Source organism: Pseudoxanthomonas suwonensis (genome assembly GCF_010093235.1).
Classification (GTDB): domain Bacteria; phylum Pseudomonadota; class Gammaproteobacteria; order Xanthomonadales; family Xanthomonadaceae; genus Pseudoxanthomonas; species Pseudoxanthomonas suwonensis.
Map to the genome: position 1 here is coordinate 40,541 of NZ_PDWP01000013.1, position 14,691 is coordinate 55,231.

A 14,691-nucleotide genomic window follows, 5' to 3' on the forward strand; every position below is an offset into this window, starting at 1 on the left:
GCAAGCCTGTCATGCAGCGGCGCAGCAGAAGGTCGATGGCCTCGACGTCGAGCAAGACGTCGTAGCCCGATGCCGCAGCGCGCGGCGGCGCGCCACGCGCCGTCGCAAGCATGTAACGCGGCGGCGGCGTGCCGTCCCGCATCCCCGACAGGAGCGCACGATGGATCCGGATTTCTGGCTGCAGCGCTGGCGCGAGGGCCGCACCGGCTTCCACCGCGAGGCCGTAATGCCGCTGCTGGAAAAGCACTGGCCGGCGCTGGGAGCGGCCGAAGGGGCGCCGGTATTCGTGCCGCTGGCCGGCAAAACCCTCGACATGCACTGGCTGGCCGCACGTGGCCACGAGGTACTGGGCTGCGAACTGTCGCCGCTGGCGGTACAGGCGTTCTTCGCCGAGGCCGGCCTGGTCCCGGAACGGGAGCGGGACGCGGACGGACTGCACCACCGCGCCGGCCGCATCGACCTGGTGGAAGGCGATGTCTTCGCGCTGACCGATGCCACCCTGGCGCGGATGCGGGCGGTCTACGACCGCGCCGCGCTGATCGCCCTGCCGCCCGACCTCCGCCGCCGTTACGCCGGCGAGGTCTACGGCCGCCTGCCAGGCGGCTGCGAGGGCCTGCTGATCACCCTGGAATACCCGCAGGAACAGCTGCGGGGACCGCCGTTCGCCGTGCCCGAGGCGGAGGTCCGCGGGCTCTTCGCCGCGGACTGGGACGTGGAACTGCTGGAACGGCGCGACATCCTCGCCCAGGAGCCGCGCTTCATCGCCGATGGCGTGACCGCGCTGTCGACCGCGGTCTACCGCCTCCGTCGCCGCTGATCCGCCGCCGCGCCGCGCAGGCGGCGCCAGTCCGCGCCGCCCTCAGCCGTGGGCCGGGGCGCCGTCGGCGTCGATCTTGGACAGCTGGTAGTTCTCCAGCCCGATCATGCGGATCAGGCGCAGCTGCTGCTCCAGCCACCAGGCGTGGTCTTCCTCGGTGTCCTTGAGCTGGGCCAGCAGCATGTCGCGGCTGACGTAGTCCTGCTTCTCCTCGCACAGCTTCATCGCCGCGGCGAGGTTGGCGCGCACCTCGTACTCCACCCGCAGGTCGGCCTCGAGCATCTCCACCACGTTGGTGCCGGGCCTGAACCCGTGCGGGCGCATGTCCGGCTCGCCCTCCAGGAACAGGATCCGGCGCAGGATCGCGTCCGCGTGCTCGGTCTCCTCCTGCATCTCGTGGTTGATGCGCTCGTACAGCGCCTTCAGGCCCAGGTCCTCGTACCGGCGCGAATGCAGGAAGTACTGGTCGCGCGCGGCCAGTTCGCCGCGCAGCAGCTCCTTGAGGCATTCGATGACTTCGGGATGGCCTTTCATGGGAACTCCTCGGGTGGTGCAGGCCAGCAGTGTGCCGCAACCGCGGCGGCCATGTTTCAATCGGAATCAGTCGCAGTTGCACCTGCTTCTGCCGTCCGCCCCTCCAACGCCGCGCCCCCTGGGCGCGACCATCCGGAGCCCTGCATGCGTCGATGGTTGCTGCGCGCGTCCGCCGCGCTTGTCCTGGTTCTTGCCGGCCTGGCGCTGGCCACCTGGCTGCTGCTGCGCGGCAGCGTGCCGGCCCTGGAGGGACGGACGCCCCTGGCCGGACTGGCCGCGCCGGTGACGGTGCAGCGCGATGCGCTGGGCATCGTCACCATCGATGCCGGCAGCGAAACCGACGCCCTGCGCGCCCTGGGCTGGGTCCACGCCCAGGAACGCTACTTCGAGATGGACCTGATGCGCCGCAGCGCCGCCGGCGAGCTGGCCGAACTGTTCGGACCGCGCGCAGTGGAGGCCGACCGCAAGCGCCGGGTGCACCGCCTGCGTGCGCGCGTGGAAGCGGACCTGGCGGCATTCGCAGGCGACGCCCTGCCCCTGCTCCGGGCCTATGCCGAAGGCGCCAACGCCGGCCTCGACGCGCTGCGGGTGCGCCCCTGGCCCTACCTGCTGCTGCGCCAGCCGCCCCGCCGCTGGGAGGTGGCCGATTCGGCCCTGGCCGGCTACGCCATGTACTTCGACCTGCAAGGCGTGGACAACCGGCGCGAACTGGACCTGTGGCGCCTGGGCCGGCGCCTGCCCGCGCCACTGCGCGGGCTGCTGCTGCGCGACGGCAGCCAGTGGGATGCGCCGCTGCTGGGCGGGGCACGCGGCGAGGCCGTGCTGCCGGATGCCGCCTCCGGGGACCTGCGCCAGCTGCCCGTCCCCGGCACGGCGGGCCAGCCGCCTCCCGATCCGGCCGCACCCGGCAGCAACAACGGGGCCGTGGGCGGCGCCCTGACCGCCGACGGCCGCGCCATCGTCGCCGACGACATGCATCTCGGCCTGCGTGCGCCCAACATCTGGTTCCGGGTGCGCCTGCGCTACCCGGATGCGCGCGCCCCGGGCGGCAGGGTCGACGTCAGCGGCTTTTCCCTGCCCGGCCTGCCGGCGGTGATCGTGGGCAGCAACGGCCACGTCGCCTGGGGCTTCACCAACAGCTATGCCGATACCGCGGACTGGTTCGCGGTGCGGCCCTGCGCCGAAGGCCAGCAGCAGGATTGCGATCCCTTGGCCCGCCACGTGGAGACCATCCGGGTGGCCGGGGGCGAGGACGCGGAGCTGGAGATCCTGGAGACCGCGGCCGGTCCGGTCATCCACCCGGACATCGATGGCCGGGCCCTTGCCCTGCGCTGGGTCGCGCACCTGCCCGGCTCGCTCGACGTCGGCCTGGCCCGGTTCGCGCGTGCGGCCAACCTCGACCAGGCGCTGGCCTTCGCCGACCGGATCGCGATCCCGGCACAGAACCTGGTCATCGCCGACCGCAGTGGCTCTATCGCCTGGCGGATCCTGGGCCCGCTGCCCGACCGCGAGCCGGGCTGCACCGGCCTGCGCCCCGACGGGAGCACCGCCGCCTGCACGCCCTGGCCACTCACCACCACCCGGGCGCCGGTCCTGCGCCCCCGCCGGGCCATCGGCTGTGGACCGCCAATGCGCGCACGCTCGCCGGGGATCCGCTGGCGCGCGTGGGCGACGGCGGTTACGCGCTGGGCATCCGTGCCTGGCAGATCCGCGAGCGCCTGCAGGCGCCGGAACGCTTCGACGAGCAGGCGCTGCTGGCCATCCAGCTGGACGACCGCGCCCTGCTGCTGGAGCCGTGGTACCGCCTGCTGGTCGACGAAGGGCGGCGCGCCGCCGAGGGTTCGGCGCTGCGCGAACTGGCGGACGCCAGCGGCGACTGGAACGGCCATGCCGCGCCGGAGTCGGTGGCCTACCTGATCGTCCGCAGCCTGCGCCTGGCGGTGCACGCGCGCATCGCCCGCGGCCTGGCCGCGCCCGCCCTGGCGCAACTGGAAGACGACTTCGAGCTGCCCGCTCTCCCGCACCTGGAGGGAGTGGCCTGGCCGTTGCTGCGCGAGCGCCCGGCACACCTGTTGCCGGCCGGCCATGCCAGCTGGGATGCCCTGCTGGAAGATGCCGCCAGCGAGGTCCGCGAGAAGCTGGCCGCCGGGCCGCAGGGCGGACGCCACTGGGGCGTGCGCAACACCGCGCGGATCTGCCACCCCCTGTCGGCAGCCCTGCCCGGCCTGCTGGCCCGACGCCTGTGCATGCCGATGGATGAACTGCGCGGCGACACCATCGTGCCGCGGGCGCAGGGGCCGGCGTTCGGCGCCTCGCAGCGCATGGTGGTCGCGCCCGGCCACGAGGAGGAAGGCCTGGCACACATGCCCGGCGGCCAGAGCGGCCATCCACTGTCCCCGTACTGGGGCGCAGGCCACGACGACTGGGTGCAGGGCCGGCCCACGCCGTTCCTGCCCGGACCGGCCCTGCACACGCTTACGCTGCAACCGGCCGCGGCCGGCCGCTGAGGAGGCCAGCGCGCATGTCCGTACCGACGTCCCACGCCGTGCCCGATCCTTCGCTGCAACAGGCTCTGTCGCGCCGCTTCGAACGCATCGTGGTGTTCAGTGGCGCCGGCATGTCCGCCGACAGCGGCATCCCCACGTTCCGTTCCGGCAGCAATGGCCTGTGGCAGGAATTCGATCCACGACAGCTGGCCACGCCGCAAGCCTGGCGTCGCGACAGCGCCCTGGTCTGGGGCTGGTACGAATGGCGGCGCGGCCTGGTGATGCGGGCCGTGCCCAATCCGGGCCACCTGGCCGTGGCGCGGCTGCAGCAGGCGCTGGGCGCGCGGGTGGTCACCCAGAACGTGGACGACCTGCACGAGCGAGCCGGCGTGGCTGGCGTACTGCACCTGCACGGCAGCCTGTTCGCGCCGCGCTGCTTCGACTGCGCGGCACCGCACCCGCTGCCGCCACCTCCGGGCGCGGCACAGCGGCGGCTGGATCCGCCGAGCTGCGCGCACTGCGGCGGTGAAGTGCGTCCGGGCGTGGTCTGGTTCGGCGAAATGCTCGACGACACCGTCTGGCAGCAGGCGCAGGAACGCATCGCCACCTGCGACCTGCTGCTGGTGGTCGGCACCTCCGGCGTGGTCCAGCCGGCCGCCGGCCTGGTCGGGCTGGCGCCACGCGATGCGGTCGTGGTCGAGGTCAATCCGCAGCCGGGCGCGCCGGGCGTTCGCCACATGCACCACGTGCCGCTCGGCGCTGCGGTGGGACTGCCGTTGCTGGTGGAGCCACTGCTGCGCGCCTGGTCCCAAGCCCGTTCCCCGCGGGGGTGAGTCGGGGGAGCAGGCCGGGTTCCCGCACGTGGCTGCACGCCCGCCCTCACCCCCGCCCCTCTCCCACGGGGAGAGGGGAGTCACGGCGCTTCACCCCGCCAGCGCCTCGTTGTGCACGCCCGCCACCGCGCGGCCGGAAGGATCGGCCATCTTCGCGAAGCTGGCGTCCCAGGCGATCGCCGCCGGGGAGGAGCAGGCGATCGACTTGCCGCCCGGCACCGTTTCCGCCGCGGCCTGGCCGGGGAAGAAGCGCTCGAAGATCGTGCGGTAGAAGTACGCCTCCTTGGTCTGCGGCGGGGTGACCGGGAAACGCCTGTCGGCGGCGGCCAGCTCGCGGTCGGAGACCTGCGCCTCGGCATGCGCCTTGAGCCCGTCGATCCAGCCGTAGCCGACGCCGTCGCTGAACTGCTCCTTCTGCCGCCACAGGATCTCCGGCGGCAGGTAGCCGTCGAAGGCCTGGCGCAGGATGCCCTTCTCCATCCGCTGCGGGCCGTCGCTGCCCTTGGCCACCATCTTGTACTTCGCGTCCATGCGCATGGCCACGTCGAGGAACTCGCGGTCCAGGAACGGCACGCGCGGCTCCACGCCCCAGGCCATCATCGACTTGTTGGCGCGCAGGCAGTCATAGAAGTTGAGCGCGTCGAGCTTGCGCACCAGCTCCTCGTGGAATTCGCGCGCGTTGGGCGCCTTGTGGAAGTACAGGTAGCCGCCGAACACCTCGTCGCTGCCCTCGCCGGACAGCACCATCTTCACGCCCATGGCCTTGATCCGGCGCGCCAGCAGGAACATCGGCGTGGACGCACGGATGGTGGTGACGTCGTAGGTCTCGATGTGGCGGATCACCTCCGGGAGCGCATCCAGGCCTTCCTCGAAGGTGTACTCGAACCCGTGGTGCACGGTGCCCAGCGCCTCGGCGGCGATCTTGGCCGCGGCCAGGTCGGGCGAGCCCTCCAGGCCGATGGCGAACGAATGCAGGCGCGGCCACCAGGCCTCGGTCCGGTCGCCGTCCTCGACCCGGTGGCGGGCATAGCGCGCGGCCACCGCGGCGACCAGCGAGGAATCCAGGCCGCCGGACAGCAGCACGCCGTAGGGCACGTCGGTCATCAGCTGGCGGTGCACCGCGGCCTCGAAGGCTTCGCGCAGTTCCTGCGGCGAGACCTCCACGCCCTCCACCGCGGCATAGTCGCGCCACGGCCGCTCGTAGTACCGGGTGAGCTCGCCGGTGGCGGTGTCGTACCAGTGGCCCGGCGGGAACTGGGCCACGTCCGCGCACTCGTCCACCAGCGCCTTCATCTCGGAGGCCACGCGCAGGCGGCCCTCGCGGTCATGGCCCCAGTACAGCGGCACCACGCCGATCGGATCGCGGGCGATGATCGCGCGCCCCTTCGCCTTGTCCCACAGGGCGAAGGCGAAGATGCCGTTGAGCCTGTTGAGGAACGAGGCCGGCTCGTCCTCGCGGTACAGCGCGTTGATCACCTCGCAGTCCGACGCGGTCTGGAACGCGTACGGCTGGCGCAGCTCCTCCTTCAGCAGCTTGTGGTTGTAGATCTCGCCGTTGACCGCCAGCGCCAGTCCGCCGTCCCCGGACAGCAGCGGCTGCGAACCGCCGGCCGGATCGACGATGGCCAGGCGCTCGTGGACCAGGATGGCGCCTTCGTCGACGTACACGCCGCTCCAGTCCGGGCCGCGATGACGCTGGCGCTGGGACAGGTCCAGCGACTGGCGACGCAGGCCCTGCAGGTCGTCGCCCGGTTGCAGGCCGAAGATGCCGAAGATCGAACACATGGATAGAGCTCCTGGAAGGGGATGGTGCGGTGGTGGTCGGGTCGCACTCCGGTGCCGGGCATAAAAAAACCCGCATCGGCCGATGCGGGTTTCTCGTTCGCCGGGCTGCTCCTGCTATGCCCGGTGGCGCCCCCGCATCGGCCGCGCACGGTTGTTCGCCGCAATATTGTTGCGGTTGGCATTGGCCGGATTGGCGCGGTTGATCGAAGGCATGCGCCGACACTAACCGCCCTCCGCGGCCGCCGCAACGGTTGCCTTGGCAACTGACGCCTCGCTCACGCAGGCCCGCCAATACTCCGCCCACGGCGCACCCGGCGCCGGCCATGCAGTACTCGCGGAGACACCGCCTTGCCAGAAACCAGCCGCCGCCTCACCCGCACCACCCAGGTCGTCAGCCGCCTGGCGCGCCACCGCCGCATCCTCTCGGGGATGGACTGGAGCGCCGCGCCACCGGTGGAGCCGACCGTGGCCAATGTCTCCGAGGTCGCCGAGGCCAAGGCCTTCGCCGCCGACCTCGAGGCCCTGGGCCCGGCCTTCATCAAGCTCGGCCAGTCCCTGTCCACCCGTCCGGACCTGGTGCCCGCGGCCTACATCGACGCGCTGGACCGTATCCAGGACGAGGTCGCGCCGGTGCCCACGGATGTGATCGAGAAGACCATCGAGGCCGAGCTTGGCGCGAAGATCAGCCGCATCTTCGCCAGTTTCGACCCGGTGCCGCTGGCGGCCGCCTCGCTGGCCCAGGTGCACCGCGCCACCCTGCGCGACGGCCGCGAGGTCGCGGTCAAGGTGCAACGGCCCGGCATGGACGCGGCCATCCGCCTGGACCTGGAAGTCCTGGCCAGCCTGGCCGGCACCGCCGATGCCCTCACCCAGGCAGGGCGCCGCCTGCGCTTCGCCGACTGGATCGCCGAGTTCCGCAAGATCCTGCTGCTGGAGCTGGACTACCGCCGCGAGGCCGAGAACCTCGAGCGCTTCCGCGAGAGCCTGTCCGAATACCAGCACCTGTTCGTGCCGGCGCCGATCTGGGGCCTGAGCACCTGCAGGGTCCTGACCATGGAACTGGTCCATGGTGAGAAGGTCACCTCGGTCACCGGCCTGCAGCGCACCGAGATGGACCTGCGCACGCCGGCCTCCGAGCTGATGCGCGCCTACCTGGACCAGGTGTTCGTCAACGGCGACATCCATGCCGACCCGCATCCGGGCAACGTGTTGCTGTGCCGCGACGGCAGGCTGGCCCTGATCGACCTGGGCATGGTCGCCCAGGTCGCGCCGCGCATGCGCGAGCGCCTGCTCAAGCTGCTGTTCGCCGCGGTCGACGCGCGCGGCGAGGACGTGGCGCGCGAGCTGGTGGCGATCGGTACCCGTCTGGAGCAGTTCGACGACGCCGCCTTTGCCCGCGACACGGGACAGCTGGTGGCCCGCTACGCCACCGGCGGCAAACGCACTTCCGAGGGCCGCCTGCTGCTGGAACTGGTCGCCTGCGCCGCCGAACGCGGCCTGCGCGTGCCGCCGGAGATCAGCCTGCTCGGCAAGACCCTGCTCAACCTGGAGCGGGTGGTCGATGCGCTGGATCCGGACATGGACGTGCAGGACATGGTGGAGGAGCACCTGCAGTCGATCATGCGCAAGCAGCTGCGGCGCTCGTTCTCCACCGCCAACATGGCCAGCGAGGCGCTGGAGATGCAGGCGCTGCTGCGCGACGCGCCACGCAAGATCTCCGACACGCTGTCGCTGCTGGCGGAGAACAGGATGCAGGTCCGCCTCGATGGCCTGGACCACTCCAGGATCATGGAGAACATGCAGAAGATCGCCAACCGCATCGCCGCGGCGGTGGTGACCGCCGCGCTGCTGATGTCCTCGGCGATGCTGATGCGGATCGAAACACAGACCACCCTGTTCGGCTATCCGGTGCTGGCGGTGCTGCTGTTCCTGGTTGGTGCCGCGCTGGGCATCACCATTGCCCTGAGCGCGCTGATCTTCGACCGCCGCGCGCGTCCTTCCGAGCGCAGCGGACCGACCTGAGGCTCAGCGCGCGTCCGGTTGCAGCAGCAGGCGCTCCACCAGCCGCTGGTAGAGCCCGGGCAGCGCCTCCAGGTCGGCGACCGACACGTGTTCGTCGACCTGGTGGATCGAGGCATTCACCGGGCCCACCTCGATGCATTGCGCGCCCAGCGGCGCGATGAAGCGGGCGTCCGACGTGCCGCCGCCGGTGCTTTCCTCGGGCGGCTGGCCGGCGATTTCCGCAAGCACCTGCCGCGCGGCACTGCGCAGCGTGCCCTCCGGCGTGTAGAACGGCTCGCCGCTGCGATGCCAGCGCAGTTCGTGGTCCAGGCCGTGGCGGTCCAGCAGCGCGGCGATCTCCGCCTCCAGCCGCGGCGCGTCCCAGTGCGGGTTGTAGCGCAGGTTGAACAGCACCTGCAGTTCGCCCGGGATCACGTTGTTGGCACCGGTACCGGCGTGGATGTTGCTGACCTGCAGGCTCGTCGGCGGGAAGCTCTCGTAGCCCTCGTCCCACACCCGCGCCACCAGCTCGGCCAGCGCCGGCGCGGCCTGGTGGATCGGGTTGCGCGCCTTGTGCGGATAGGCCACGTGGCCCTGCACGCCCTTGACCGTCAACGTGGCCGACAGGCTGCCGCGGCGGCCCACGCGCAGCAGGTCGCCCAGCTTCGCGGTCGAGGACGGCTCGCCGGTGATGCACCAGTCGATGCGTTGCCCGCGCTGGCGGAAGGTTTCGGCGACGCGGCGCACGCCGTCGATGGCATCGCCCTCCTCGTCCGAGGTCAGCAGCAGGGCCAGGGTGCCAGGATGATCCGGATGCGCGGCGACGAAGCGCTCGGCGGCGACCACGAAAGCGGCCACGCTGCCCTTCATGTCGGCCGCGCCGCGGCCGTAGAGCACGCCGTCGCGCACCTGCGGCTGGAACGGATCGCTGGCCCAGGCCTCGCGCGGCCCGGAAGGCACCACGTCGGTATGCCCCAGCAGCACCAGCACCGGGCCTTCCCCGTTGCCGTGCGTGGCCCAGAGGTTGTCCACCTCGCCGTGGCGCAGCGATTCGCAGGCGAAACCGGCGCGCCGCAGGCGTGCGGCCAGCAGCGCCTGGCAACCGGCGTCGTCCGGCGTCACCGAGGGACGCGCGATCAGTTCGCAGGCCAGGTCCAGGACTTCGCTCATGCTTTCCATCCGTATCGGGTTCGCGGCCGGCCGCCGCGGGCTGGCTCAGCCGACGCCGAACAGCTTCTTGAAGCCGTTGTCGGAGAAGCCCTGGCTGAATCCGCCGTCGTCCTTCACCACTACCGGGCGGCGCACCAGTTGCGGATGCTCGCGCAGCAGCAGCTTCCACTCGGCTTCGCTGCCAGGCGACTTGCGGTTGTCCGGCAGCTGGCGCCAGGTGGTGGAAGACTTGTTGACCAGGGCGTCGAAGCCGCCGGCCTTGCCCGCCCACTCCACCAGGGTCTCGGGCGAGGGCTTGTTGTCACGGTAATCGACGAAGGTGTACGGCACGCCGAAGCGGTCCAGCCACTTGGTCGCCTTCTTGCAGGTGTCGCAGTTCTTCAGGCCGTAAAGCGTGGTCATGCAGGCACTCCGGATGCTGTTGGTTGCCGTCCATGGCGGCAGGTGGGCGGCGACGGATCGCCCGCCCCCCTGGCCGGCGTGCGGGGGACGCGGCGGCGGCGGCCAGGGGCCGCAGCCAGGCGCGTTTCCTCAACCCCGCAGCAGTTCGTTGATGCTGGTCTTGGCGCGGGTCTTCGCGTCGACCTGCTTGACGATCACCGCGCAGTACAGGGAATGGCTGCCGTCGGCCGCCGGCAGCGAGCCGGACACCACCACGCTGCCCGGCGGCACGTAGCCATAGGTGATCTCGCCGGTGGCGCGGTTGTAGATGCGGGTGGACTGGCCAATGAACACGCCCATGCCGATCACGCTGTGGTGGCCGACCACCACGCCCTCGACCACTTCCGAGCGCGCACCGATGAAGCAGTGGTCCTCGATGATGGTCGGGCTGGCCTGCAGCGGCTCGAGCACGCCGCCAATGCCTGCGCCGCCGGAGATGTGGCAGTGCTTGCCGACCTGGGCGCAGGAACCGACCGTGGCCCAGGTATCGACCATGGTGCCCTCGCCCACGTGCGCGCCGATGTTGATGAAGCTCGGCATCAGCACCACGTCCTTGCCGAAATGGCTGCCGCGGCGGGCCACGGTGCCCGGCACCACGCGCACGCCCAGCTTGCGGAACTCGGCCTCGCCGTAGCCCTGGAAACGCAGCGGAACCTTGTCCCAGTACGGGCCGGGCGCGCCTTCCATCACCACCATGTCGTTGACGCGGAAGTACAGCAGGACGGCCTTCTTCAGCCATTCGTTGACCTGCCAGCCGCCGTTGCCGTCCGGCTCGGCCACGCGGAACTCGCCGCTCTCCAGGCCGCCGACCACGCGCTCGACCAGCGGCCGGGTGGAGCCGTCGATCTCGTCCAGGGTCAGGCTGGCGCGGCGCTCGAACGCGTCCTCGATCGAGAACCGCAGCTCGGCCACGCCCGGCTTCTCGGCGGCGACGGTGGCGCGCTTGCGCGGCGCGGCGGGCTTGCGGGCGGCGGGGGTCTTCTTGGGCGTCGTTGCCATCAGCGTGGGGCTCCTGTGCTGTCGGGATCCAGCCGCTTGCGCAGTTCCGCGCGCAGTGCCTCCTGCGCGGCTGCATCCAGCGGCCGGTCGTGCTCGTCGGTGATCTGGAAGATGTCCTCGGCGCGCTCGCCGAAGGTCGCGATGCGGGCGTCGTGCACGCGCAGGCGGCAGGCGCGCAGCGCCAGCGCCACCTCGGCCAGCAGGCCCGGTCGGTCCGGGCACACCAGCGAAAGCAGGCTGCGGCGGCCGTCGGCGGTGGTGCTGAACTCCACCTGCAGCGGGAACCGGAAGTGCCGCAGCTGGCGCGGCGCGGCGCGGCGGGTGGCGCGCACCCGGTCCAGCTCGCCGGACAGCGCCTCGCGCAGGGCCGCCTCCAGCTGGGCCGGGTCGCCGCAGGCGAAGCTGTCGGTCGGCAGCACCTCGAAGGTGTCGAACACGGTGCCGTGCGGGCCCATCAGCACGCGTGCCTGGTGGATGCCGTAGCCGTGCCGGTCCAGGGTGGCGACGATCGCGGCGAACAGGCCGTCGCGGTCCGGCGAGTGCACGAACACTTCCAGTGCCGCGCCCGGGCCGCAGATGCGGCGCACGGCGACCTTGGTGTCGCCCATGTGCACGTCCACCAGTTCGGCGGTCTGCCAGGCCACCTGCTCGGGGCGGAAACGCAGGAAGCCGTCGTCGGGCATCTGCGCGAACTGGCGGTCGATGGTGGCGTCGTCGAAGCCCATCGCGCGCACCAGCGCCCGCGCCTCCTCGCGCGCCTCGGCCACCCTCGCCTCCACGTCCAGCGGCGCCTCCAGGCCCTCGCGCAGCACGCGCCGGGTGGCCAGGTAGAGGTCGGCCAGCAGCCGGTCCTTCCATGCGTTCCAGACCTTGGGGCTGGTGCCGGCGATGTCGGCGCAGGTCAGCAGGTAGAGGTAGTCCAGGCGTTCGCGGTCGCCGACCAGGGTGGCGAAGCGACGCACCACCTCCGGATCGGAGATGTCCTGCTTCTGCGCGGTCACCGACATGCGCAGGTGCTGCTCGACCAGCCACGCCACCAGCCCGGTGTCGGACTCGCTGAGCCCGTGCGCGGCGCAGAATTCGCGCGCGTCCACCGCGCCCAGCTCGGAATGGTCGCCGCCGCGGCCCTTGGCGATGTCGTGGAACAGGCCGGCCAGCAGCAGCAGCTCCGGCTTGCGCAGCCGAGGCCAGACCTCGTGGGCAATGGAGAAGCGCTCGTCGGCCTGGCCGCTGGCGAAGCCGGCCATGTTCCGCAGCACCATCAGCGTGTGCTGGTCCACGGTGTAGGCATGGAACAGGTCGAACTGCATGCGGCCGGACACCTGGGCGAACGCCGGCAGGTACTGGCCGAGCACGCCCAGGCGCGCCAGCCGGGTCAGGGTCTCCACCGGCCGCGGGCCGCGCAGCAGCGCCATGAAGCGCGCGCGCGCGGCGGGTCCGGCCCGGGTGTAGGCCGGCAGCCGCGGCAGCGCCTCGGCCAGCGCGCGCGCGGTGCGCGAATGCAGGCCGCGGATTTCCGGATGCGCGGCCCAGGTGGAGAACAGCCCCAGCACCTCGCGCAGGTCGCCCTCCGGCCAGTACGGGGCGGCGGCGGCCAGGTAGCCGCGCTTGAGCCCGAAGTCCGGGTTCAGCGGCACCGCCTCGGCCTCGCCGTCGAAGGTCTCCTCGAAGCGCTGCAGCAGCCGGTCGCTGATCCGGCGCACGATCGCCGCGCTGCGGTAGAAGCCCTGCATCATCTTCTCGACCGCGAGGCTGTGGTCGTCGTCCTCCAGCCCCAGGCGCTGCGCGAGCAGCTTCTGGTAGTCGAAGCCCAGCCGTTCCTCGGGGCGCCCGGCCACCAGGTGCAGGCCGAAGCGCAGGCGGCCCAGGGCACGCCGCTCGCGTGCCAGCGCCGCGGCCTCGTCGTGGCCCAGGTGGCCCAGTTCGACCACCGCCTCCAGGTGGCTGACGCCGAACGCACGCAGCGCCATCCAGCCCAGGGTGTGCAGGTCGCGCAGGCCCCCGGGGCCGTCCTTGATGTTCGGTTCGAGGTTGTCGGAGGTGTCGCCGAAGCGCTGGTGGCGCGCCTGCAGCTCCTCGCGCTTGGCCAGGAAGAACTCGCGCGGCGGCCATACCCGGTCCGGCGAGATCGCCTCCGCCAGCGCGGCCTGCGCCCCGGCGCCGGCCAGCAGCGGGCGCGCCTCCAGCAGCGCGGTCATCACCGTCTGGTCGGCCGCGGCGGCGGTGCACTCGGCCGGCGAACGCACGGCATGGCCGACCGGCAGGCCGACGTCCCACAGCAGGGCGAAGAAGCGGGAGAGCGCGGCCTCGTGGGCGCGTTGCGCCTCCGCCTCGCCGAGCACCAGCAGGTCGATGTCCGAGCGCGGGAACAGCTCGCCGCGGCCGTAGCCGCCCACGGCGAACAGGGCCAGCCCGGAACCGTCCGGCAGGCAGCGTGCCCAGGCCTGGCGCAGCAGCAGGTCGACCGCCCGCGCGCGCAGCGCCAGCAGGCGGTCGATGTCGGCATCCAGGCCGTAGCGGCGGGCCAGCCGCGCGTCGGCGGCGGCAAGCTGTGCACGGGCGGCAGCGGCCCAGTCGGCGTCGCTGGCAATCCCGGCGCCAGCCCCGTCCCCCAGGCCGGGCGCGCTCACGCCGGAGGCAGCTGGCCTTCCGCCAGCGTCAGCACGTCCACCCCGTCCTCGGTCACGGCGACCATGTGTTCCCACTGGGCGGAAAGCTTGCGGTCCTTGGTGACGACGGTCCAGCCGTCAGGCAGCACGCGGGTGTAGCGGGTGCCCTCGTTGATCATCGGCTCGATGGTGAAGGTCATGCCGGGCTTCAGCACCAGGCCCTCGCCCGGACGGCCGTAATGCAGCACCTGGGGCTCGTCGTGGTACACCTTGCCGATGCCGTGCCCGCAGTACTCGCGCACCACGGAGAAGCGCTCGGACTCGGCGTAGGTCTGGATGGCATGGCCGACGTCGCCCAGGGTCGCGCCCGGCCTCACCGCGCGGATGCCGCGCCACATGGCCTCGAACGTGGTCTCGACCAGGCGCCTGGCCATGACCGACGGGGTGCCTGCGTAGTACATGCGGCTGGTGTCGCCGTGCCAGCCGTCCTTGATCACGGTGACGTCGATGTTGACGATGTCGCCGTCCTTGAGGACCTTGGAGGCGCTCGGGATGCCGTGGCAGATGACGTTGTTGACCGAGATGCAGGTGGTCTTGGGATACCCGCGGTAGCCGACGTTGGCCGGGATCGCGCCCTGCACGTTCACGATGTGGTCGTGGCAGATGCGGTCCAGCTCCTCGGTGGTCACGCCCGGCTTCACGTACGGGGTGATCATTTCCAGCACCTCGGCGGCCAGGCGGCCGGCGACGCGCATCTTCTCGATTTCTTCGGGGGTCTTGAGGTGCAGGGTCATGGCGGGGTTTATCCTCCATTCCGCGCCGCCCGGTGGCCCCGGCGCCACCGCCCGCGGGACGCCCTGTCCCGCCGTTTGCCCCGCCCCTGCCCGGCCGGCTATACTTCCGCGTCTCTGTCCGCCCCGTCCGGGGCCGCCCACGCCGGGCGCAGGGTACGGGCGCAGTCCCGGCCGGCGAATACACACCTGACGCCAATGCCCGTGCCGGGGTGCCTGCCAGAC

The 14,691-nt window shown here is 71.8% G+C and carries 10 protein-coding genes and 1 pseudogene; 4 read left to right on the top strand and 7 right to left on the bottom strand.

The features are described from left to right. Positions 1-160 precede the first annotated feature (160 nt). The gene (locus tag CSC68_RS07880) at positions 161-817 is read left to right on the top strand and encodes a thiopurine S-methyltransferase (RefSeq protein WP_162203016.1); all 657 of its coding nucleotides are present in this window, start codon (positions 161-163) and stop codon (positions 815-817) included. A 42-nt stretch (positions 818-859) separates the two neighbouring features. Here CSC68_RS07880 and bfr read toward each other — a convergent pair whose 3' ends face one another. Continuing rightward, a complete protein-coding gene (gene bfr, locus CSC68_RS07885) occupies positions 860-1,351 on the bottom strand; it encodes a bacterioferritin (RefSeq protein ID WP_162203017.1) in 492 nt (163 codons plus the stop codon). A gap of 144 nt (positions 1,352-1,495) precedes the next feature. On the opposite strand from bfr, the pseudogene CSC68_RS07890 reads away from it, so the two are divergent. Both CSC68_RS07890 and CSC68_RS07895 read left to right on the top strand, forming a co-directional pair. Continuing rightward, positions 1,496-3,858 (top strand): annotated as a pseudogene (locus tag CSC68_RS07890) (penicillin acylase family protein). A 14-nt stretch (positions 3,859-3,872) separates the two neighbouring features. After that, on the top strand, positions 3,873-4,670 hold the full coding sequence (locus tag CSC68_RS07895; RefSeq protein ID WP_162203018.1) for an SIR2 family NAD-dependent protein deacylase: 798 nt from the start codon (positions 3,873-3,875) through the stop codon (positions 4,668-4,670). A gap of 90 nt (positions 4,671-4,760) precedes the next feature. On the opposite strand, the gene asnB is transcribed toward CSC68_RS07895, so the two are convergent. Beyond that, positions 4,761-6,455: an asparagine synthase B gene (gene asnB / locus CSC68_RS07900; RefSeq protein ID WP_162203019.1), complete on the bottom strand. Its 1,695-nt coding sequence runs from the start codon at positions 6,453-6,455 to the stop codon at positions 4,761-4,763. Between the two features lie 348 nt (positions 6,456-6,803). Here asnB and CSC68_RS07905 point away from each other — a divergent pair, with 348 nt between their 5' ends. Continuing rightward, positions 6,804-8,477, top strand: coding sequence for an ABC1 kinase family protein (locus CSC68_RS07905; protein WP_162203020.1), 1,674 nt, complete (start codon positions 6,804-6,806; stop codon positions 8,475-8,477). A gap of 3 nt (positions 8,478-8,480) precedes the next feature. Here the strand turns inward: CSC68_RS07905 and dapE are convergent, their stop codons facing one another. The 5 genes from dapE to map all read right to left on the bottom strand — a co-directional run bounded on the left by dapE (position 8,481) and on the right by map (position 14,469). Next, positions 8,481-9,626 carry a succinyl-diaminopimelate desuccinylase gene (gene dapE, locus CSC68_RS07910; protein WP_162203021.1) on the bottom strand — a complete coding sequence of 382 codons (1,146 nt, stop codon included), beginning with the start codon at positions 9,624-9,626 and terminating at the stop codon, positions 8,481-8,483. Between the two features lie 45 nt (positions 9,627-9,671). Further along, on the bottom strand, positions 9,672-10,028 hold the full coding sequence (locus CSC68_RS07915; RefSeq protein WP_162203022.1) for an arsenate reductase: 357 nt from the start codon (positions 10,026-10,028) through the stop codon (positions 9,672-9,674). A gap of 129 nt (positions 10,029-10,157) precedes the next feature. Next, on the bottom strand, positions 10,158-11,066 hold the full coding sequence (dapD, locus tag CSC68_RS07920; protein WP_162203023.1) for a 2,3,4,5-tetrahydropyridine-2,6-dicarboxylate N-succinyltransferase: 909 nt from the start codon (positions 11,064-11,066) through the stop codon (positions 10,158-10,160). Further along, a complete protein-coding gene (gene glnD, locus CSC68_RS07925) occupies positions 11,066-13,696 on the bottom strand; it encodes a [protein-PII] uridylyltransferase (protein WP_162203024.1) in 2,631 nt (876 codons plus the stop codon). Before glnD ends, dapD begins: the two co-directional genes overlap by 1 nt. Then, the gene (gene map / locus CSC68_RS07930) at positions 13,693-14,469 is read right to left on the bottom strand and encodes a type I methionyl aminopeptidase (RefSeq protein WP_162203025.1); all 777 of its coding nucleotides are present in this window, start codon (positions 14,467-14,469) and stop codon (positions 13,693-13,695) included. Before map ends, glnD begins: the two co-directional genes overlap by 4 nt. Between the last annotated feature and the right edge of the window lie 222 nt (positions 14,470-14,691).